At 66.7% G+C, this 19,750-nt stretch carries 16 protein-coding genes and 2 rRNA genes (1 of these 18 only partly in view); 6 read left to right on the forward strand and 12 right to left on the reverse strand.

What is annotated here, in order from left to right; genetic code table 11:
- The 5 genes from ABNQ40_RS01130 to ABNQ40_RS01150 all read left to right on the forward strand — a co-directional run.
- Window positions 1-1,204: ribosomal RNA gene (locus tag ABNQ40_RS01130) — 23S ribosomal RNA — on the forward strand (it extends 1,541 nt beyond the left edge of the window).
- A 147-nt stretch (window positions 1,205-1,351) separates the two neighbouring features.
- Window positions 1,352-1,467, forward strand: a 5S ribosomal RNA gene (gene rrf / locus ABNQ40_RS01135).
- Window positions 1,468-1,706: 239 nt separating this feature from the next.
- Complete coding sequence (locus ABNQ40_RS01140; RefSeq protein ID WP_109051038.1) at window positions 1,707-2,642, forward strand: DMT family transporter; 936 nt, start codon at window positions 1,707-1,709, stop codon at window positions 2,640-2,642.
- Window positions 2,643-2,947: 305 nt separating this feature from the next.
- Complete coding sequence (locus tag ABNQ40_RS01145) at window positions 2,948-4,084, forward strand: hypothetical protein (RefSeq protein WP_391345365.1); 1,137 nt, start codon at window positions 2,948-2,950, stop codon at window positions 4,082-4,084.
- Window positions 4,085-4,189: 105 nt separating this feature from the next.
- The gene (locus ABNQ40_RS01150) at window positions 4,190-4,579 is read left to right on the forward strand and encodes a DUF4280 domain-containing protein (protein ID WP_109051039.1); all 390 of its coding nucleotides are present in this window, start codon (window positions 4,190-4,192) and stop codon (window positions 4,577-4,579) included.
- 30 nt (window positions 4,580-4,609) lie between these two features.
- Here the strand turns inward: ABNQ40_RS01150 and ABNQ40_RS01155 are convergent, their stop codons facing one another.
- From ABNQ40_RS01155 to ABNQ40_RS01210, 12 genes are all read right to left on the reverse strand, one after another.
- Window positions 4,610-5,302 carry a toxin-antitoxin system YwqK family antitoxin gene (locus tag ABNQ40_RS01155; protein ID WP_247879937.1) on the reverse strand — a complete coding sequence of 231 codons (693 nt, stop codon included), beginning with the start codon at window positions 5,300-5,302 and terminating at the stop codon, window positions 4,610-4,612.
- 10 nt (window positions 5,303-5,312) lie between these two features.
- Window positions 5,313-7,430: a type VI secretion system Vgr family protein gene (locus ABNQ40_RS01160; RefSeq protein WP_109051041.1), complete on the reverse strand. Its 2,118-nt coding sequence runs from the start codon at window positions 7,428-7,430 to the stop codon at window positions 5,313-5,315.
- A gap of 52 nt (window positions 7,431-7,482) precedes the next feature.
- Window positions 7,483-10,137: a type VI secretion system ATPase TssH gene (gene tssH, locus ABNQ40_RS01165; RefSeq protein WP_109051042.1), complete on the reverse strand. Its 2,655-nt coding sequence runs from the start codon at window positions 10,135-10,137 to the stop codon at window positions 7,483-7,485.
- Entirely contained in the window at window positions 10,134-11,171 is a 1,038-nt protein-coding gene (gene tssG / locus ABNQ40_RS01170; protein ID WP_109051043.1) for a type VI secretion system baseplate subunit TssG, read from the reverse strand. Before tssG ends, tssH begins: the two co-directional genes overlap by 4 nt.
- Window positions 11,135-12,931 carry a type VI secretion system baseplate subunit TssF gene (tssF, locus tag ABNQ40_RS01175; RefSeq protein ID WP_109051044.1) on the reverse strand — a complete coding sequence of 599 codons (1,797 nt, stop codon included), beginning with the start codon at window positions 12,929-12,931 and terminating at the stop codon, window positions 11,135-11,137. Before tssF ends, tssG begins: the two co-directional genes overlap by 37 nt.
- A 1-nt stretch (window position 12,932) precedes the next feature.
- Complete coding sequence (gene tssE / locus ABNQ40_RS01180; protein ID WP_247879938.1) at window positions 12,933-13,418, reverse strand: type VI secretion system baseplate subunit TssE; 486 nt, start codon at window positions 13,416-13,418, stop codon at window positions 12,933-12,935.
- Between the two features lie 139 nt (window positions 13,419-13,557).
- On the reverse strand, window positions 13,558-14,067 hold the full coding sequence (locus ABNQ40_RS01185; protein WP_098735784.1) for a type VI secretion system tube protein Hcp: 510 nt from the start codon (window positions 14,065-14,067) through the stop codon (window positions 13,558-13,560).
- A gap of 47 nt (window positions 14,068-14,114) precedes the next feature.
- Window positions 14,115-15,572 (reverse strand): type VI secretion system contractile sheath large subunit, encoded by a 1,458-nt coding sequence (gene tssC, locus ABNQ40_RS01190; RefSeq protein WP_109051046.1) that lies wholly within the window; start codon window positions 15,570-15,572, stop codon window positions 14,115-14,117.
- A gap of 58 nt (window positions 15,573-15,630) precedes the next feature.
- The gene (gene tssB / locus ABNQ40_RS01195; protein WP_109051047.1) at window positions 15,631-16,173 is read right to left on the reverse strand and encodes a type VI secretion system contractile sheath small subunit; all 543 of its coding nucleotides are present in this window, start codon (window positions 16,171-16,173) and stop codon (window positions 15,631-15,633) included.
- A gap of 206 nt (window positions 16,174-16,379) precedes the next feature.
- Entirely contained in the window at window positions 16,380-16,943 is a 564-nt protein-coding gene (locus tag ABNQ40_RS01200; RefSeq protein WP_109051048.1) for a hypothetical protein, read from the reverse strand.
- A 119-nt stretch (window positions 16,944-17,062) separates the two neighbouring features.
- Window positions 17,063-17,374 (reverse strand): hypothetical protein, encoded by a 312-nt coding sequence (locus ABNQ40_RS01205; protein WP_109051049.1) that lies wholly within the window; start codon window positions 17,372-17,374, stop codon window positions 17,063-17,065.
- Between the two features lie 12 nt (window positions 17,375-17,386).
- Entirely contained in the window at window positions 17,387-18,814 is a 1,428-nt protein-coding gene (locus ABNQ40_RS01210; protein ID WP_109051050.1) for a tetratricopeptide repeat protein, read from the reverse strand.
- Window positions 18,815-18,973: 159 nt separating this feature from the next.
- Here ABNQ40_RS01210 and ABNQ40_RS01215 point away from each other — a divergent pair, with 159 nt between their 5' ends.
- On the forward strand, window positions 18,974-19,750 hold the full coding sequence (locus ABNQ40_RS01215; protein WP_109051051.1) for a hypothetical protein: 777 nt from the start codon (window positions 18,974-18,976) through the stop codon (window positions 19,748-19,750).

Consider the following 19,750-nt stretch of genomic DNA (forward strand, 5'->3'; position numbering starts at 1 on the left):
GTTGAAGGAACTCGGCAAATTGCCCTCGTAACTTCGGAAGAAGAGGGCCCCGTTGTGGCGCAAGCCATGGCGGGGGGCACAGACCAGGGGGTAGCGACTGTTTACTAAAAACACAGGGCTCTGCGAAGCCACACAAGGCGACGTATAGGGTCTGACGCCTGCCCGGTGCCGGAAGGTTAAGAGGAGGAGTGCAAGCTCTGAATTGAAGCCCCGGTAAACGGCGGCCGTAACTATAACGGTCCTAAGGTAGCGAAATTCCTTGTCGGGTAAGTTCCGACCTGCACGAATGGCGTAACGACTTCCCCGCTGTCTCCAACACCAACTCAGCGAAATTGAACTCTCCGTGAAGATGCGGAGTTCCCGCGGTCAGACGGAAAGACCCCGTGCACCTTTACTACAGCTTTGCAGTGGTGCTAGGGACTTCATGTGTAGGATAGGTGGGAGGCTTGGAAACATGGGCGCCAGCTCGTGTGGAGCCAACCTTGAAATACCACCCTTGAAGTCTCTGGCATCTAACCGTGGCCCGTTATCCGGGTCCGGGACCCTGCATGGCGGGTAGTTTGACTGGGGCGGTCGCCTCCCAAAGTGTAACGGAGGCGCGCGATGGTGGGCTCAGAGCGGTCGGAAATCGCTCGACGAGTGCAATGGCATAAGCCCGCCTGACTGCAAGACTGACAAGTCGAGCAGAGACGAAAGTCGGCCATAGTGATCCGGTGGCTCCACGTGGACGGGCCATCGCTCAACGGATAAAAGGTACGCCGGGGATAACAGGCTGATGACTCCCAAGAGTCCATATCGACGGAGTCGTTTGGCACCTCGATGTCGGCTCATCACATCCTGGGGCTGGAGCAGGTCCCAAGGGTTCGGCTGTTCGCCGATTAAAGTGGTACGTGAGCTGGGTTTAGAACGTCGTGAGACAGTTCGGTCCCTATCTGCCGTGGGTGTCGGAGTTTTGCGAGGATCTGTCCCTAGTACGAGAGGACCGGGATGGACATACCTCTGGTGCACCGGTTGTCACGCCAGTGGCATGGCCGGGTAGCTAAGTATGGACGGGATAACCGCTGAAAGCATCTAAGCGGGAAACCCACCTCTAAACCAGAGCTCCCTTGAGAGCCGTGACAGACCATCACGTCGATAGGAGGCATGTGGACGGGCAGCAATGCCTGAAGCTAAGCCTTACTAATCGCTCGATCGGCTTGATCTCGACACCACACTAACCGCGCCATGCGCAGCAGCAAGCCTGTTCCAAGCAGTGCTTGACCAGCGCATCGCCGTTCGATACATCCTCAAATCACTTGCACGAACAAGCATACGCGCTTTCGGTAACAGCGTCGGTCTTGTGCCTCGGTGACCTGGTGGTCATGGCGAGGTGTCAAACACCCGATCCCATCCCGAACTCGGCCGTGAAAAGCCTCCGCGCCAATGGTACTGCGTCTTAAGACGTGGGAGAGTAGGTCGCCGCCAGGTCGCTCAGGCACAAGAGACGCTCAATATACAAAGCGCACAGGCTTGCATCTTCACACACATCGGAAACGCCCCGCCTCGAATGAGACGGGGCGTTTCGCCGTTGGGGTCGCGCTTACTCCAGGGTCGGGCCTTGCCTGGAGATAGGAGTCGTCGACGCACGGCTGCCGCCAGAGGAATGCAGGGCTGATTATCAGTCTGCCGAATTAGCATGCTCTGCAACCTAAAGAGAGCGGCCGGTCATGATGGACGAAACGGTGGGCGGCAGGCGAAACGGAACGGCCCGCCAGACGGCAGCCGGGACGGAACCCGGCCCGACGATCTACCTGCAGCTTGGCGGAGTCGTCCTGTTCTGGGGCGCCAACTGGCCGCTGATGAAGCTGGCGCTGCTCGACATCGGACCGCTCGCCTTCTGCGCCGTTCGACTGGTCGGCACCATAGTAAGCGTGGCCCTGATGGCGCCGCTGTTGCGCTTTCCTTTGCTGCCCCACCGCGGCGAGCGGCTGATGATCGCGGTCGTCGGCCTGCTGCAGGTCGGCGGCATGATGGGGCTGAGCAACATCGGGTTGCAGTTCGTCTCGCCGGGGCGGGCGTCGGTGCTTGCTTACACCATGCAGATGTGGACGCTGCCGCTCGGCCTGCTGCTGCTCGGCGAGCGCATCTCCAAGCGGCAAGCCGCGGCGGCGCTGCTGACCTTCGCCGGGGTGGTGGTCTTCTTCAACCCGGCGCTGGTGAACTGGAGCGACGTCAACGCGCTGATCGGCAACGGCTTCCTGATCGGTTGCGCGATCAGCTGGGCATTGGGAGCGACGCTCTACCGCCGACGGCTGTGGCGCACGCCGTTCTGGACCCAGATCTTCTGGCAGGTCGCCGCCAGCGCGGCGGTGATGGCGCCGCTGGCGCTGTTCGCCGAAACGGCGCACCCGATCAACTGGTCGGGCTCGCTGTTGGCGGTCATCGCCTACAACTGCCTGATCGCCACCGGGCTTTGCTATTGGTGGTGGAGCAAGGCGCTGTCGGTGATGCCGGCCAGCCAAGCCGGGCAGATCGTCTGTCTGGTGCCGGTCACGGCGCTGCTGTTGAGCGCGCTCTTCGACAGCGAGCCGCTGAGCTTGGGCGTGCTGCTGAGCGTGGCGCTGATCGGCGGCGGCATCGCCCTCTCCGCACGGGTGCGCTGATCGGCGGCGTCAAGCGAACGCATGCGGGAAATCCTGATTGGCGGGCGGGCTTTCGGCCGAAGACGGGCCTCGGTAACGGGGCGGCCGGTCGCAATCCGTGCGGAGAACCGTCCTTCATTTTCGAAGTAGCCGGAGGCGCAATCCTCAATTGCGCTAAAATTTTCTTTGAACCGTTACCTTGCGGCAGTGGATTGTTCCGGAAATGGATTATCCAACAGTCCAGTTCGGAGCAAGTCCCGGTCGAAGTGGCGCTTCCAGTGTGGATACTGATGCGGGAGAAACGGACCAACACTGGAGAGCACCCGATGGCCGGCATTCAGATCGCCGAGATGGATTTTTCCGCAGGGCTCAAGACCAAGCACATGAAGGTGCCCGCCATGGTCGCGAAGGTGGATTTGAAGGAGGTTCCGAAGGATCTCCAGAAGGCCATCGACAAGGACAAGATCATTGTCCAGAAGCTGATCGAAGCGGCCTATGAGCAGCTCAACAAGTCGAAGAAGGACATCCAGGGGGCTCTCCAGGACTTCGACGCCAACCTTGGCAAGAAGCCGCCGGTCAGCGAGAAAGAGCTGGCCGAGCGCGAGAAGACGATCAACGTCATGTGCAAGCAGTTCACCGAGGCACAGTCGGGGCTGGCCCTGAAGGCGGTGGAAAAGGCGTGGGACGCCTATGCTAGCAAGAAGTCCGATCTGAAGTCGTTCAAACTGAAGTTCGCCAAGAGCATGGTGCTGGGGTCGATCAGCATTCTTGCCAGCACCGTGTCGGCCGGCGTCAGCGTCGGTGTCGCAGCGGTAACGGCGGGCGGCGCCACCCCGATGGCGATCATCGGCATCTGCACGACCGTCGCCAGCATCGGCAAGACCGCGGTCACCATGGCGCTCGCCATTCACAATTTCGCCCGCGACATCGAGAAGGCGGAAACCGACATCCGCAAGACCGACGACACGCTGGCGTCGGCCTACAGCAGCGGCGACCTGAACTTCAAGGCCGGCGCGCGCGAGGTGGCGGCGATCCTGGGCGTGCCGTTCGTGAAGTCGGTCGGCGGCATGGAGAAGCTGCTGCTCGAATACCATGCCAAGACCGGCAAGATGGAAGAGCAGTCCGATAAGCTCTACGATCAGGCCAAGAAGATGATGACCCAGATCGAGAAGCTGGAGAAGGAGAAGCTCTCCAAGCAAGCCGATGCTCTGGTCAAGATCCTCGGCGAGAAGGTGACCTTCACGCTCGACAAGATCCACGAGCTGCAGGCGCGTATCAAGACGAAGGACGTCTTCTACGATCAGATGACCGGCCACCTGGTCTGCTACAAGGACCTGCGCGGCAAGCCGCTGGAGAAGATCGGCGTGACGAAGGAGACGCTGGAGACCATCGTCACCATCGGCTCGACCCTGAAGACCATCGTCTCCACGACGCTTCAGATCGTCAAGCTGGCCGGCGGCTGACGCCTGTGCCTCATCGGAGTCTGTCCGGCGCCCGGAGAGGCACTGGACAGACTCCGGGCTTTATTCCGGGAATGGACCGCAGCGAACGGGAAAAGGAGACGCATCATGGGAATGCAGGCCGTCATGGGCGCGATGACGATGTGCAGTTTCGGCGCCGCACCGTCGAGCCTCATGGTGCTTCCCGCCAGTGCGGTGATGAGTTCCAAGGTGCCCGCCGCCAACATCATGGACAGCAAGCCGTTCGTCAATGTCTTGCCGTTCGGCGTGTGCATGAGCATGGCCAACCCGGCGGTGGCCGCTGCCACCGCGGCGGCCTTCGGTGTGCTGACGCCCATGCCCTGCACGCCGATGACGGCCGCCCCCTGGGTGCCCGGCAGCCCGACCGTCCTGGTGGGCAAGATGCCGGCGCTCAACAACAGTTCGAAATGCATGTGCGCCTTTGGGGGCGTCATCCAGATCACGCTGCCCGGTCAGTTCACCGAAATGGTCCCCTGAGCATCGGTTGCCGGACCGAACCGCCCGACGCTATCGCCCCTGCGGCTTCGGCGGCGGGATCGCGCCGGTCTCCTTCCCGCCCTCGGAGAAGGTCCGCAGCGGCTCCACCAGGACGCCCTGGTGATAGACGCCGCGCTGCATCACCTTCCCGGACGGAAAGAAACGCAGGAACTCCCCCTCCAGCAGTCCGTCCTTGAAGAACGCCTGCTCGCTGACCGCTCCGCCTTCGAAAAAGCCTGCCGTCGGGCCGTGCAGACGGTCCGCGGCGTAGGTCTCCCGGCGCAGAACCGCGCCATGGGGGCTGTAGAAGACCGACTCGCCCTCGCGTTTGCCGGCACGATACTGCACCACGGCCGCCACCGTGCCGTTGGTGGCGAAATAGACGGACGGCCCTTCCAGTTCGCCGGCGCGGTAGCTCATGCGGCAGACCAGCCGCGCCTGCATGTAGAAGGTCGATGTGCCGTGCATCACCCCGTTTGCATAATCGGCCACCTGCACGATGTTGCCGTCATCGTCATAATGGCGTGTCTCGCCATGCATGGCGCCGCCGCGCATGCGGGCCCGCATCGCCGGCCGTCCGGTCTCTCCATAACGGATGAAGTCGCCGTCGAACACCCCGTCCACCAGCCGTCCGGACTGGACGATGCGCCCGTGCGCGTCGCGCTCCTCGACCGTGATCTCGGTGGGACCTGCGGCGTCGGGGGTGTCGGTTGGAGAGTCCATGTCCGTCATCTCAGTTCACCATCACCACGCCGCCCTTGAGCGTCAACATGCCGCCGCCGCTCACCTCGGCCGTCGCCGACCCCTTCACCGTGCTGGTCAGGCCCTGGGCCGTCAGAGCCAGCCCCGCCTTGAGGTCCAGCGTCGTGCCGCCCTTCAGCGTGGCGCCCATGCCGGCCTTCATGTCCAGGCCCATGCCGGCGTCGATCTCCATGCCGGTTCCGGCCTTCACGGTCATCGCGGTGCCGGATTTGACGTCGAGGGACGTGCCCGCCTTGATCTCGATGCCGGTCGCCGCCTTGATGCCGATGTCGGCCGATGTCGCCGTCAGCTTGATCGACTTGCCCTTGATCACGATGTCGCCGGTCACGTCGATGGTCAGGTTGCCCTTGACCGTCAGCGTGTAGTTGTTGTCGACGGTGTGCTCGAAGTCGTCGTTGTTGAGGTGCGTCTCCTTGCCCTTGACCGACAGGTCGCGGGTGCCCTTGGAAATCGCGTGCGTCTCGTTGCCTTCGGACACGGTGATCGTATGGTTGTTCTTGACCGTCAGCTTCCGGTCGTTCTTGACGTCGATGGTGCTGTCGTTCTCGATCGTCTCGATCTCGTCGTGCTTGACCAGGCGCGTCAGGTCGTTGAGGACCTTGATGTTCATGTCCTTCTGGGCCTGGACGAAGATCTCCTCGTTGTCGGCCTTGTCCTCGAAGCGGATCTCGTTGAACTTGCCAGTGCCGTTCTTGGAGGTCTGGGTCTTGATGGTGCTCTTCGTGGAATCGTCGGGCAGCGTGTAGGGAACGGTCTGGTCGGCGTTGTAGACGGCGCCGGTGACCAGCGGCCGGTCGGGATCGCCGTCCAGGAAGGTGACGACCACCTCCTGCCCGACGCGCGGGAAGAACATGATGCCGTAATTCTTTCCGGCCCAACCCTGCGCCACCCGGACCCAGCAGGAGCTTTTCTCGTCGCTGGTGCCGAGCCTGTCCCAGTGGAACTGCACCTTGATCCGCCCATACTGGTCGAGCCAGATCTCCTCGCCCGACTTACCGACCACCTTGGCGGTCTGGGTCGAGTGGATCCGCGGCTTCTGGGCGGTGTTGAGCGGGCGGAAGGGGTGGGCCGACGGGAAGCCGGTGAAGGTCGCGACGAAGCGGTTGGTCGCCCCGTCGATGCGCACGGAGTTCAGCACCATCTCCGCGTTGAGCGAGTCCTTGCGGTGGCCGGAGATGGTGATCTTGGTCCCGGCCTCCATCCCGCGGCAGTTTCCGCCGCCGCGGATGCGCTGGCTGGCGAAGGCGAGCGCCTGCTGGCGCACCAGGGCGATCTGCTCGCCGTCGGCGGACACCGTGTGGCGCACCGCATAGTCGTTCATCGTGCCGGTGCCGGCACTCCCCTCCGCCGTGGCGTAGAGGTCGGTCGAGGGCGTTTCGAAGTGATAGCTGTCCACCCCGACGCTCTTGGTCGTCACCCGCCGCTCGACGCCGAGCTGGGTGATGACATTGTCCTCGTTGTCGTAGGCCTTGTGCCCGCGATACTCGTAGGTGGAGACCAGAGCGCTGGTGGTGAAGGCGCTGTCGCCGTCGCCCAGAACCAGCTTGTGCTCGCCGTCGGCATGCTCGAAGAAATAGAAGATGCCTTCCTCTTCCAGCAGCCGGGCGATGAAGTTGTAGTCGGTCTCGCGGTACTGCACACAATATTCGCGGGTCGAATAGGTGCCGTTCAGCACCGTCTTGATGGTGCCGGTGGAGCCAATCACCGCCTCGACGATTTCCGGCACCGTCTTTTCCTGGAAGATGCGGCAATCGCCGGAATGGGTCAGCATCCACAGCCAGGGATGCAGCTCCGCCTCGTAATGCGCGGAGGAATCGCGGTCGTCGATGTGCGTCAGCTCGATGCGGCCGACGATGGCGTTGATGTAGCGCTTGGAGGTGCCGTCGCCCAGCGTCAGGGTCACCGTCACCGGCTTGCCGACGATCTGGTCGAAGTCGATGTCGTCGTCCGATGAGAGCATGGTCACCCGGTAGGAGAAGAGCGACGACAGCCGCTCTTCGCCCACGATGTTGCGCAGGATCAGCTTGTCGGGTCCGAGCGGAGTCGAGATCGACAGGTGCTGTTGGGCCTGTGAGAAACGCTCGCTCATTCTTCCCTCGTGCTGCCTTCCCTCGTGCTTCCTCGCCCCGTCCCGCGGCCGGTCAGGCCAGCGCCGGTTCCGCGGCTCCAACGGTCACGGTGAAACGCCCGTCGCTGTCGCAATCGACCCGGATCGCCCCCACCGGCTGCCCGGCGGCCACCTGATCGAGGATCCGCATGGCCACTTCGGGCACCACGAACTCCGACAGCAGGGTGTCGATCATACGGGCGCCCGCATCGGAATGCACGGCCCGCCGCACCAGCGCCTCCAGCGCTGCCGGTGCAACAGTGAGCGCCGCGGCGCGGTTGCCCTCGGTGCGCTTGCGCAGCTTCTCCACCTTCATCATGGCGATGGCGCGGACCTGCTGCTCGCTGAGGGGATAGTAGGGCACGACCGTCAGGCGACCGAGGAACGACGGCCGGAAGCGCCGCCGCAGCGGATCGGAGATGGCCTCGATACCCTCTTCCAGCGCCTCGCGGATCTCGCCGGCATCGAGCCGCGCCCGGCCCAGTTCCGTCAACTCCACGTCGCCGAGGTTGCTGGTCAGCAGGATCAGCGTGTTGCGGAAGTCGACCTCCACCCCCTCGCCATCCTCCAGCACGCCCTTGTCGAAGACCTGATAGAACATGTCCAGCACGTCCGGGTGGGCCTTCTCCACCTCGTCCATCAGGATGACCGAATGCGGGCGGCGTCGTACCGCCTCGGTCAGCACGCCGCCGCTGCCGTAGCCGACATAGCCTGGAGGGGCGCCGCGCAGGGTCGCCACCGCATGCGCCTCCTGATACTCCGACATGTTGATGGTGATGAGGCTCTGTTCGCCGCCGTTCAGCAGCTCGGCCAGGGCCAGCGAGGTTTCCGTCTTGCCGACGCCGCTGGGACCGCTCAGTAGGAAGACGCCGATGGGGCGGTTGGGCTCGTTCAGCCCGGCGCGGTAGCCGCGCACCGCCCGCGCGATGGCGCGCAGGGCCTGCGGTTGGCCGACGACGCGCGCCTCCATGCGCTCCTCCAGCCCGACGACGACATCGACGTCGTCCTTGGACATCGAGCCGACCGGAATGCCGGTCCAGTTCGACACCACCGCGGCGACCACGCCGCCGTCGACCCGGTGCGGCACCAGCGCGTCGTCGCCGCGCAGCGCGGCCAGCCGCTCCTCCGCCGCCACCGCGTCGGCCTGCCGGCCGGCGGTCAGCGCCTCGTCGATGGCCTTCACCAGTTCGGCTTCGCGGTTCCAGCGCCCGGTCAGCGCCGCAAGCTCCTCGGCGACGGCAAGGCGGCGGGTGGCGATGCCGGCCAGCCGGGCCTCGTGCGCCGCGCCGGCCTCGCGCTCCAGCCGCTCGGCCTCGCGGGCCAGCATCTGGTCCTCGCGCTCCAGGGTCTCGACGGCTTCGGGTTTGGAGGTGCGGGCGACGGCCACCCGGGCGCAGGCGGTGTCCAGCACGCTGATCGCCTTGTCGGGAAGCTGGCGCGCCGGGATGTAGCGCGCCGACAGCTTCACCGCCGCGGCGATGCCGTCGTCCAGCACGCGCACGCCGTGGTGTTCCTCGAAGCGGCGCACCAGTCCGCGCAGCATGGCGGCGGCGGCGACCTCGTCCGGCTCGGGAACCGAGACCGGCTGGAAGCGGCGGGCGAGCGCCGGGTCCTTCTCGAAGTATTTCTTGTATTCGGCCCAGGTGGTGGCGGCGATGGTGCGGAACTCGCCGCGGGCGAGCGCCGGCTTCAGCAGGTTGGCGGCGTCGCCCTGTCCGGCCGCCCCGCCGGCCCCGATCAGCGCGTGGGCCTCGTCGATGAAGACCACCGTCGGCACGGCGGAGGCCGCGACCTCCTTGATGATCGACTTCAGCCGGTTCTCGAACTCGCCCTTGACGCCGGCGCCCGCCTGGAGGAGGCCGAGGTCCAGCGTGCGAATCGCCGTGCCGCGCAGCGGCTCCGGCACGTCGCCCTCGGCGATGCGCAGCGCCAGCCCTTCGACGATGGCGGTCTTGCCGACGCCGGGGTCGCCGACCAGGATCGGGTTGTTCTGCCGCCGCCGCATCATCACGTCGACGACCTGACGGATTTCGCGGTCGCGGCCGATCACCGGATCGATCTTGCCGGCACGCGCCTGCGCCGTCAGGTCGACGGTGTACTGGTCCAGCATGGACTGGCCGGAGGCCAGCGGCGAGGGTGCCGAAGGCGCCTCGCCGAGCGGTGCGCCAATCTGCCCCGGCGCCGCCGCCGGGGACGCCTCGCCGAGCTTGGCGTCGCTGCGCAGCATGCGCACCAGTTCCGGCAGGTCGGTGGCGGTGCGGTCGCGCGGGATGGCAAGCAGCGACGGTGCGGACTCGCCGACCACCGCGCGCACGGAATCGCAGGCGACCGCCGCCCACAGCAGGGCCGGCACCAGGATCTGCGGGCTGTCCAGATGCGTCACCGAGGTGAGCAGCGCGTTCTCCAGCAGCTCCGGCACCCGCGGCGAGAAGGCGGGGGTGCGTGTGTTGCCGCGGCGGATTTTCTCCAGCGCCGCGTTCAGCTCGGCCTCGACCCGCGCCGCATCGACGTTGTAATGGCGCAGGATGCCGGTCACGACGCCGCTGTTGGCGCGCAGGACACTGAGCAGCAGATGTTCGACCTCGACGTCGTAATGGGTGTTCGACACGCACAGGGCGGCGGCGCGTTCCAGCACCTTGCGGCCGTCGCGGTCGAGCTTTCCGATCAGGGTCTTGATGTCGGCGGTCACGGGCTGCCTCCGGTCGCGGGCTGAAGAGTGAGCTGGCCGGGTGTCCGGCTCGGCGAGTTGGGGAAGCGCAGCCAGGACGTCCAGCCGAGCAGGCTGCCGTCGCGGGCGGAAAGGCGGGTGTGCGGCACCATCGGCGGGCTCAGCACCAGGGAGATCTGGAAATCCATGCCGTCGCCGCTGTGGAAGCGGGCGAGGGCGCACAGCGTGGCGTGGTGGCGGCCGCTGGGCAGGAAGTCGCGGTAGCGCTCCAGCGAGTCCATTTTCAGTTCGATGTCGTAGCAGGTCTGCTGGTCCCAGACGCGCCGTCCGACAACCACATCCTGGCCCAGCCGGTTGTTGCGTCCCCGACGCCCGGCGCTGACGACGGTCGTCGCCTCCTCGCCCAGGGGAAGCCAGCGGCCGACGAAGCCCTTGACCCGCGCCTCGACCTGGAAGATGGCGCCGATCATCGTCTCCAGCCCGGCGGCGGAACGCACGCGGCAGGACAGGATGCCGGAAAAGGCCAGCAGCATGCGGTCGGGCGCACCCGGTAGCCGCTCTTCCAGATGATCGGTGCCGATGCCCACCAGGGAACGCAGGGCCCGAGCCAGCAGCGACCGCTCCGGATCGCGCTCCAGCAGCGGCAGGCTGCCCTGCCGCGTCCGGTAGAGGATCGACATCAGGCGGTGGTTGAAGATGTCGTAGAAGGCGGCGCCGGCCGTATCGTGGCGGGCCACGCGCTCCAGCATCATCTCGGTGGCGACATAGGGCAGGGGGCCGCCCGTGCCGCCGAGCCCCAGCACCGGCGAGCGCACGACGCCGCGCCCGTCCTCGTCCTGCCGGGCCGACACCACGTCGCTGGCCGGAAAGGCGAGGGTGGCGTCATGTTCGATGCGCACGGCCTCGCGGTCGGGATCGATGCCGGACCCGAGTGGCTCGCGGTCCGGTGCGGCGCGTTCCAGCAAGGCGATGGCCTGAAACAGGTCGAACCCCCAGGGCTCGGCCTCCAGCGCCTCGATCAGAGGACGGGCTGATTGCCTGCCAGGCGTGGCCATGTCTTCCAGATCCCCCCTCGTTGCACCGAGCGCAGCCGGAGCTGGGCGAAAGCGTTGACGTTGACGTAGAGGCCGAGGAAGCGGCTCAGCACCCCGCCGAACACCAGCGGGCTGGTGCCCACGAAGTTGCGCTCGTCGATGTCCAGGGTCAGCTCCAGCCCGCGCACGAAGCCGCGCCAGGCATCCTGGCCGATGCGGTGCAGCACCGGCCGCGAGGAAAGGGCGTTCAGGCCGCGCAGCTGGTTCTGCGCCATCACGTCGTCCGGCGCATAGAGCCCGAGAATGGCCTGGAGCGCCCGCAGCCCCTCCGGATCGCCCGTCAGGCTGAGGTGGTTGACCGACAGGTGCGAGACCAGCTTCCACGCCGACGTGCCGCCGATCGGGGCAGGACGCCCGGCGGTCGGCTTGTTCAGGCAGCGGATGGCGGCGATGGGGGCCGCCTCCTCGATCATCAGCACCGCCCCGGCCGGTACCTGCTCCGCCAGTCCCCGGTTGGTGCAGGCGACCCGCACCAGCAGCGTCTCGTCCGCCGGCTCCGCCGGATCGAGGTCGAGATGGTGCAGGCTGAGATAGACGTCGGTGCCCGGCATGTCCTCGCGCTGGGTCGGTTCGCGCGCGGCGAGCCAGAAGCCGCGCGGATCGGCATCGGCGCTGGCATGCTGGAAGGAGAACAGCGGCACATAGGTGCGGCGCGCGCCGTCGGCGTCGCGCATGCCCGTGACCTCCAGCACCGAATGGATCTCGGTGGTCCGCTCGCGCATGGCGTCTGCGACGACGCGGTAGGAGGTGCGCTTGTGGTTGAGCCGCACCGGCTCGGCCGAGCGGGTGAACAGGTTGACGATCGGCGTGCAGCCCAGCTGGAAACAGTCGCGGCGCACCGTCAGCCGGTTGGGCAGCGGGCGCGACACCAGGATCAGCACGTCCACCACGGTTCCCGACAGCCGGCCCTGCGGCAGCGCCAGATCGTAGAAGTCGAATTTCTGCGGGAACTCGAAATACTCCTGCAGCAGGCCGTAGGCCGGCTGGGCGTGCCGCGGGTGCGGCAGCACGGTCTGGTCGGGCTCGAAGCCGACGGGGCGGAGCAGGTCGTCGCCGCGCAACCGCACCGGCGGCTTGCCGGGCATCAGGTAGACGACCTCCACCATGCCGCACAGCAGCAACTCGTGCAGCGCCGCGTTGAGCACCGGCTCGCCGTTGAGGAACAGCCTCAGGCTCTCGACCGGCAGATTCTCGAAGACCTGATTGCAGGTTTCCAGCCGCAGGCGCAGGACCGAGGCGGCTTCGCCGCCGTCGATGAAGTCGTAGCGCTCGGTCGGCTCCACCGCGGCCTCGGTCAGCGCCAGCGGCCACAGGGTCACGTCGTAGGCGGTGCGGAAGCGGCAGCGCGCCGATCCTTCGGCCAGGGCGTGCAGGGCCGTGCCCCGCGGCACGGTGAAGCCGCCGGTGAGCTGGCCGTTGCCGGCCGCCGGCTCCATCTGGGCGATGCCCATCGGCGGCACCGGTGCCACCAGCTGCGGGTGGAGGATGCCCAGCAGCGCTTCGGTGAAGCGCGGAAATTCGCGGTCGAGGTTGAGTTGCAGGCGTCCGGTCAGGAACGCGAAGGACTCGATCAGCCGCTCGACGTTGGGGTCGGCCGCCTGGTCGGGCCCGAGCGCCAGGCGCCGGGCGATCTTCGGGTAGCTGCGTGCGAACGCCTCGCCCGCCCGGCGGACGTACAGCAGTTCGCGCTCGTAATGTTCGAGGAGATCCTCGCGCCGCATGTCAATCCGTCCCGGCGGCGAGGCCGGCGGTCGGCGCCTGGGATGCAGCGCCGAGATTAACGGAGAAGAACAGCGGCTCGACGACGGTCCCGGCGGCCACCTCGCCGGAGATTTCCACCGTCAGCGTCCCGTTGCCCTTGCCCGGCGTCACGACGACGCGCGGCCGCAGCAGGCGCGGCTCGAAATCGAGGATGGCATGGCGGACCACGGTCTCCACCCGGCGGCGGTCGGTGAAGGAGCGCGGATGGATCTCGCCGAAGTCCGGCAATCCGTATTCCATCACGGTGCCGCCCGTGTCCGTCCGGCGTTCGCCCGCGGTGCGGCTGTCCAGCAGGCGCTGGATTTCCCGCTGGATGGACGCGGTCAGGTCGGGCATGGACATGACGATCATGGACGGATCGTCGGTCGACGGGTTGTCCGGCTCGAAATCGATCAGGCGCTCGAAGAGCAGCGTGCGCCCGCCGTTCATCGCCTTGGACTGTGTCATTGCCGGCCTTTCGATCCCTTGTCGTCCGCTTGCCCGCGGCGTTGCCACGCTTGCCCCTCCCTTGCGGAGCGAGAGAGGGGGCAACCGTTTCCGCCACGGCATGGCCCCGGCGGTTACCGAGGGCTCATGCCGCAGAGTCTCAGCTCGCGCCGCCGACCGCACCGGTGAGCAGATCGAACGAGACGCCGCCGCCGCCCTGGCTGGTCTGCTTCTCGTCGTACTGCTTGTAGACCCAGGTGATCTTCGTGGCGTTGATCTCCAGGCTCTCCGTGGTGTCGCCCTCGCTGACGCTCAGCGAGTGCTTCGACAGAAGCGGGTTGGTCAGCTCCAGGGTGAGGAACTCGACCCACTGGAACTCGTCGTCGCCCAGCGGCTTGACGCAGTGGATCTTCCAGGTCTCGCCCTTCACGCCGGCCCGCAGCAGCAGGCTGATGAGCTTGGGGGACGCGATGTCCCACTTGCGCTCCAGCGTGATGTTGTTGACCTTCGGCGTGTGGACGGTGCGCCGCGCGTTGGTCGTGACTTCCATCTCGACTTCCATGTCCTGAGCGAGCGATTCGCACAGGATCATGTCGGTGAAGTCGACCTGCTTCGTCTTGACCCGGCACTCGCCCTTGACCTCAGGGATCTCCAGGATGACCATGGACATGGTGATGAACTCCTAAACAGATGGGCGTTGGACGGTCGGGGCCGGGGTCAGGCTTCCGGCGCCGGCAGCTCGGCCACCAGCCGGATCGAAGCCGACAGCTCTTCGAGCTGGAAGTGCGGGCGCAGGAACACGTTGGCGCGGTAAACGCCCGGACGGCCCGGCACCTCATAGACGTCCACGCGGGCCTCGCGCAGCGGGAAGCGCGCCTTCATGTCCTGGGAGGCGTCGTCATCCAGCAGGATGTAGTTGCCGATCCAGGTGTTCAGGTAGCTCTGCACGTTGCCGCGGGTCGCAAACGAGCCGATCTTGTCGCGCAGCATGACCTTCAGGTAATGCGCGAAACGCGACGACACGAGCATGTAGGGCAGCATCGCCGAGAGCCGCGCGTTCGCGTTGGCCTCGTTGGTGTTGTACACCTTCGGCTTGTTGGCCGTCTGGCCGCCGAAGAACGCCGCATAGTCGGTGTTCTTGCAGTGCACCAGCGAAATGAAGCCGAGGTCGTTCAGCTCCTTTTCACGACGGTCGGTGATGGCGATCTCGGTCGGGCACTTCAGCGCGACGTCGCCCTCGTCCGTCTTGAAGGTGTGGGTGGGCAGACCGCCGACCCGGCCGCCGCCCTCGACGCCGCGGATGGCCGCCGTCCAGCCATACTTGGAGAAGGCTTCGGTGATGCGCACGCCGAGCGCCCACGAGGCGTTGCCCCACAGGTACTTGGAGTGGTCGCGGCCGTCCACGTCCTCCACGAAGTTCACGCCTTCGACCGGCACGGTCTTCGGGCCGTAGGGCAGGCGCAGCAGCGTGTGCGGCATGACGAGCGCGACGTAGCGCGAGTCTTCCGACGCCCGGAAGGAGCGCCACTTCACCATCTCGGCGGTTTCGAAGATCTTCGACAGGTCGCGCGGACCCGACAGCTCGGAGAAGCTGTCCATGTCGAACATCTTGGGCGAGGCGGCGGCGATGAACGGGGCGTGAGCCGCAGCGGCGACGTTCGAGATCTTCTCGATCAGCGACATGTCCTGCGGATGGCGGCCGAACTCGTAGTCGCCGATCAGCACGCTGTAGGGCGTGCCGCCGAGCGTACCGTACTCGGCCTCGTAGACCATCTTGAACAGCGCGCTCTGGTCGAACTCGACCGCGCTGTCCAGGTCCTTCTGCAGGTCCTTGCGCGAGCTGTTCAGCACGCGGATCTTGAGCTGCGTGCCGGTCTCGCTGTTCATGACGAGGTAGTTCAGGCCGCGCCAGGTGGCTTCCAGCTTCTGGAAGTCCTCATGGTGCAGCACCTCGTTGAGCTGAAGGCTGATCAGCTCGTCGATCTGGGCGATGCGGTGATTGATCGCCTCGACGACATCCACGGCGACAGCGTCGCCGGTCTCGGCGACAACCTGGTCGACGAACTCGGACAGCAGGTCGCGGGCGTAGGGGCGCTGGCCTTCTTCGCGCGCCATCTTGCCCTCGACCATCATGCGGTCGAGCAGGCTGGCGCTGGCGGTGCTCTCGACGGACATTTCCGTAGTCACTTGGGCACTCCTGTGAATGCGTTCCGTATCAGCGGATTGGCAGCCGTCAGGCGGCCGGCGGCTCTTCCGTCGGAACCGGCGCCATGGCCGTTTCCGTGGGGCCGAGGAGCTTCTTCAGCTCGTCCTGCTGTTCGGTGTTGGAGATGACGTCGTTGAGCAGGCCGCTCAGCTCGTCGTTGCCGTCCAGCTTCGCCAGCAGGTCGGAGAGCTTCTGCCGGGCCTCGAACAGGCGGGCCAGCGCCGGCACCTGGTTCAGCACCTGGACCGGCTCGAAATCGCCCATGTCGTCGAAGTTCAGCAGCACGTTGAGCTTGCCGCCGTCGGGCTGGAGCTTGTTGTCGACTTGGAACGCCAGCCGCGGAGCGGCGGAGGCCAGAACGTCGTTGAAATTGTCGCGGTCGATCTCGACGAACTTCCGCTCCTTCAGCTTCGGCAGCGGCTTTTCCGGCTTGCCGCTCAGGTCGGCCAGGACGCCGACGAGGAACGGAAGCTCCTTCATCTCGGTGGCGCCGCCGGTGTGAACCTCGTACGTCAGCTTGACGCGCGGCGGACGGACGCGCTCCAATTTCTTCTGGATGCTCTCGGTCATGACCTCACCACCTCGCAATGAATCCATGCGCGCCCTGCGCCGCGCGTTAGCCCCGCCATCATTCGGAGTGCAATCAATCTTAGCCAGCCGAGATAGGCCCCAATTGGCTGGCATCCCCCGGTAACACCTCCGTTTCGGAGGTATTACCCCGCAACCGGCCTTTCGGCCTGTACCATTCCGGCGGGAAGCCCGGCGCCGGTACGGAGTTACCGGCGCAGATGCCGCAGCAGGAAGTTGCGCGCTTCCACCAGCTGGCTCATCCGTTCCGCGCTCGACAGCAGGCCGGTGTCGGGATGGTAGATCGGCGCCAATGTGCGGAAGCGGCTGTTGACCGCCTGCGGATCGAGGCCCCACTCGTGGGTGAATCCCAGCACATAGGTCGCCTGCCAGGGCTTGAGGATCGGCTGCTGGAGCGGACGGAAGGCCAGCGTCTCCAGCGCGGAGGTCAACTGCTCCAGGCGCAGGCGGCAGCGGCTCATCTCGGTTTCCACCGCGGCCAGTTCGCCCGACGTGACCAGACGCGCCCCATCGGACGCACCGATGGTCGCCGCCGCCCACGCCGCCTTGCGCACCGTCGCATGGTCCAGGCGGACCGGGTAGCGCACCCTCAGCTTCGGCACCACGCGTACCCGCCGGGTGCGTCCGTTCTTCAGCGTTACCCGCCGGTACGACACGTCCACCGGGTTGGGTTCCCCCGGATCCGGCAGGGCTTCCAGCACGTCGGGGCTCATGACCGTCAGGAACGTTCGCAGAAGCTGTGAGGTCGTCATGCCACGGGCGGTGGCCGCCGCCTCGACGGCCGACCTCAGGGAATGCTGACAAGGCACGACGAAGGAGGACAAAGGGCGACCCCGAAGTGTGAGTGAAACCATGTAATGACCTGTAAGGCTCAGTCCCGCGCCTGCCGGATCTGGGCGAGCGCATCGCGGATCGCCGCCTCCAGCGCGGCGATCCGGCCGCGTTGCTGTTCGTCGCGGCGGGCGGCGGCCTGTGCGGCGCTGCGCAGGCGGCCGACCTCCTCGATCGGCGACGCGTCCACCCCCCGGCGGTCGAGGTAGAACAGCCCGACCTCGATCACCTCACGCAGCGTCTGGCCGGCCGGCAACAGCCGCTCCACCGCCGCCAGCGCGGCAATCCGCTCGCCCGCCGCCTCGCTGCCCAGACGCGGAAGCACCGCCCGCAGGCGCTTGTCCCGGCTCAACGCGCCGTCCGATCAATGCACGGCATGAGGAAGCCGCTGGAACATGCAGAGATAGCCGTGGACCGGAACCGACGCCTCGGTGCGCAGGATCACGTTGTCGATGGTCCTGGCGCGGAACAGGCCGCGAGCGCTGCTTCGCAGATGGTCGAGGCCATGGACGTAACGGCCGCTCGGCGTCAGCCGGTATCCCGGCTCCTCCTGCCGCTCCACGGTGAAAGCCAGCAGCCCGCCCGGATTCAGCACGCCCGCCGCCGCCCGGAAGACCTCGGTCAGGTCGCCGATGTAGCAAAGCACATCCGCGCTGACGACGGCATCGAAACGTTCATCCGTTCCGGTCATGAACTGGACGAGTTCGGCCTGCGCCAGCAGGTCATAGAGGCTGCGGTCGCGCGCCTTGTCCAGCATGCGCGCCGACAGATCGACCCCGACCAGCCGGGATGCCGCCGGGCGCAGGATCGGCCCGCACAGGCCGGTGCCGCAGCCGATGTCGAGGATCCGCGCACCGCCATCCGCCGACAATGCTGCGGGCAGGGCAGCGACCGCGGTACGTGCGACGATCTCGTGCGCCTTGTACTGGAGCGTCTTGACCAGATGCTCGTCGAAACGGTCGGCATAGGAATCGAACACGTTGGCGACATAGGCCTCCGGCGCCTTGGCCGAGGTCGTCCCGGCGATGGCGTGGACGAGATGGGCCAGAACCGTGTCGTCCGGGTCGAGCTCCATGGCCCGGCGATACACCGCCAGCGCCTCGTTCCGGTGATTGCGGTTCACCAGCAGCGATCCCAGCACGATCAGCGATTCCCGCCGCGACGGGTCGAGCGCCGCCCCGCGGCGGGCGGCGGACAGGGCCTCCGCCGACCGGCCGACGGCGTCCAGCGCCTGGGCCTGCACCGCCAGGACTTCCGTGCCCGCCGGATCCAGGGCGAGCGCGGCGCGGCACACGGGCAGGGCCTCCGCCGGCGCCTGGCCCTTGAGCAGGGCCATGGCGCGCAGGGCATGCATCGCCGAGTGGTCCGGGCGCAGCTTGGCCGCCTGCTCGGCGGCGAGGGCGGCGTCGCGGTAGCGGTTCTGGGCCAGCAGGATGCGGGCGAGGTTGGCGAAGGCCTCGGGATAGTCGGGGCGGTGGCGTAGCGCGGCGGCGCAGGCGAGCAGCGCCTCCTCCAACCGGCCCATGCCGCGCAGCGCGACCGCGAGGTTGTTGTAGGGCATCGGCCAGTCGGGTTGCGCGGCGATGGCGTCGCCGAACAAATCGGCGGCCTCGGCGAAGCGCCCCTGGCGGAGCAGGGCCGTGCCGTCCTCCACCTTCGCCCGGATTTCGTCCGGGATCTCGCCGGCTTGGAATGCGGGGGTTTGGAGAGACGGGGCATGACGGGGGGAGGGCGTTCCGGCGACACTTGGCGGCGCCATTGCGGGCGCCATTGCGGCGGACGCTTCGTCCATGGCGGTCCCCTCCGAGAAAGACTGATATTCCGGCCTATGCCGTGACAAAGGGCATACCGCACCCCCGATGCCGCCGCAAAAGCAGATCGAACCAACATGGGCCAATCTTCAGGGGCTCCGGCGCTGGAATCCGGCTATAGCCGAACCAGGAGGCCAGCCATGCTCTTCGGTTTCGGGCGTCTTGCATTCGTCCTGTGGCTCTGCGCGGTCGGCGGTCAGGTCTTCACCCTGTTCGCCTTCCACAACGCAGTGGCCGAGGCTCACACCAGCGAGATCGCCGCGCGGCTTTCGGCGTTGACGAACCGCGTCGCCGCGGCCGCGGCGGAACGCGCCACCATCGGAATTCCGCTGGCCCACCAGACCGACCTCCAGCGCCGCATCGAACTGGCGACCGGCGTCGGCAGCGGCGTGGCGCTGCATGTCGTCGACGCGCGCGGCACGGTGCTTTTCAGCACCGCGCGGGAAATGGTCGGCGCGACGGTTCCGGCCTCGTGGATCGGCATCGTCGCGGCCGCTCCGGCGGATCCGTGGAGCCACGAGGGGCGCGACGGCATGGTCATCGGCGTGCCGGTGCTCGACGCCCTGGGGGCGGTGGGCGGCGCCATTCTCGGCCATGCGGCGCAGGAGGATGCGCGGGTCGAGGTGCTGACGGCGCTGCGCGAGACGGCGACGGTCACCCTCGTGTTCCTGATGCTGGTCGCCGTGCTGGCGGCGCTGGGCACCCGTCTGCTGGTCGGGGAGACCCATCGTTCCGTTTTGAAGCTAAAGGCATTCTATGAGGCGCAATGCCAGAGGCTGATGGGGGCTGAGCCCGCCAACGCCGGGACGCGTCCCGCAGGGCAGGCTCTCGGCGTGGTCCTGCACGGTCTGGAGCAGGCCGAGGAACAGGCGGCGCGCATCGACGATGCGCCACCCCGCGGCACGTCGGGAGCATAA

The organism is Azospirillum sp. A23, assembly GCF_042938965.1.
GTDB lineage: Bacteria > Pseudomonadota > Alphaproteobacteria > Azospirillales > Azospirillaceae > Azospirillum > Azospirillum melinis.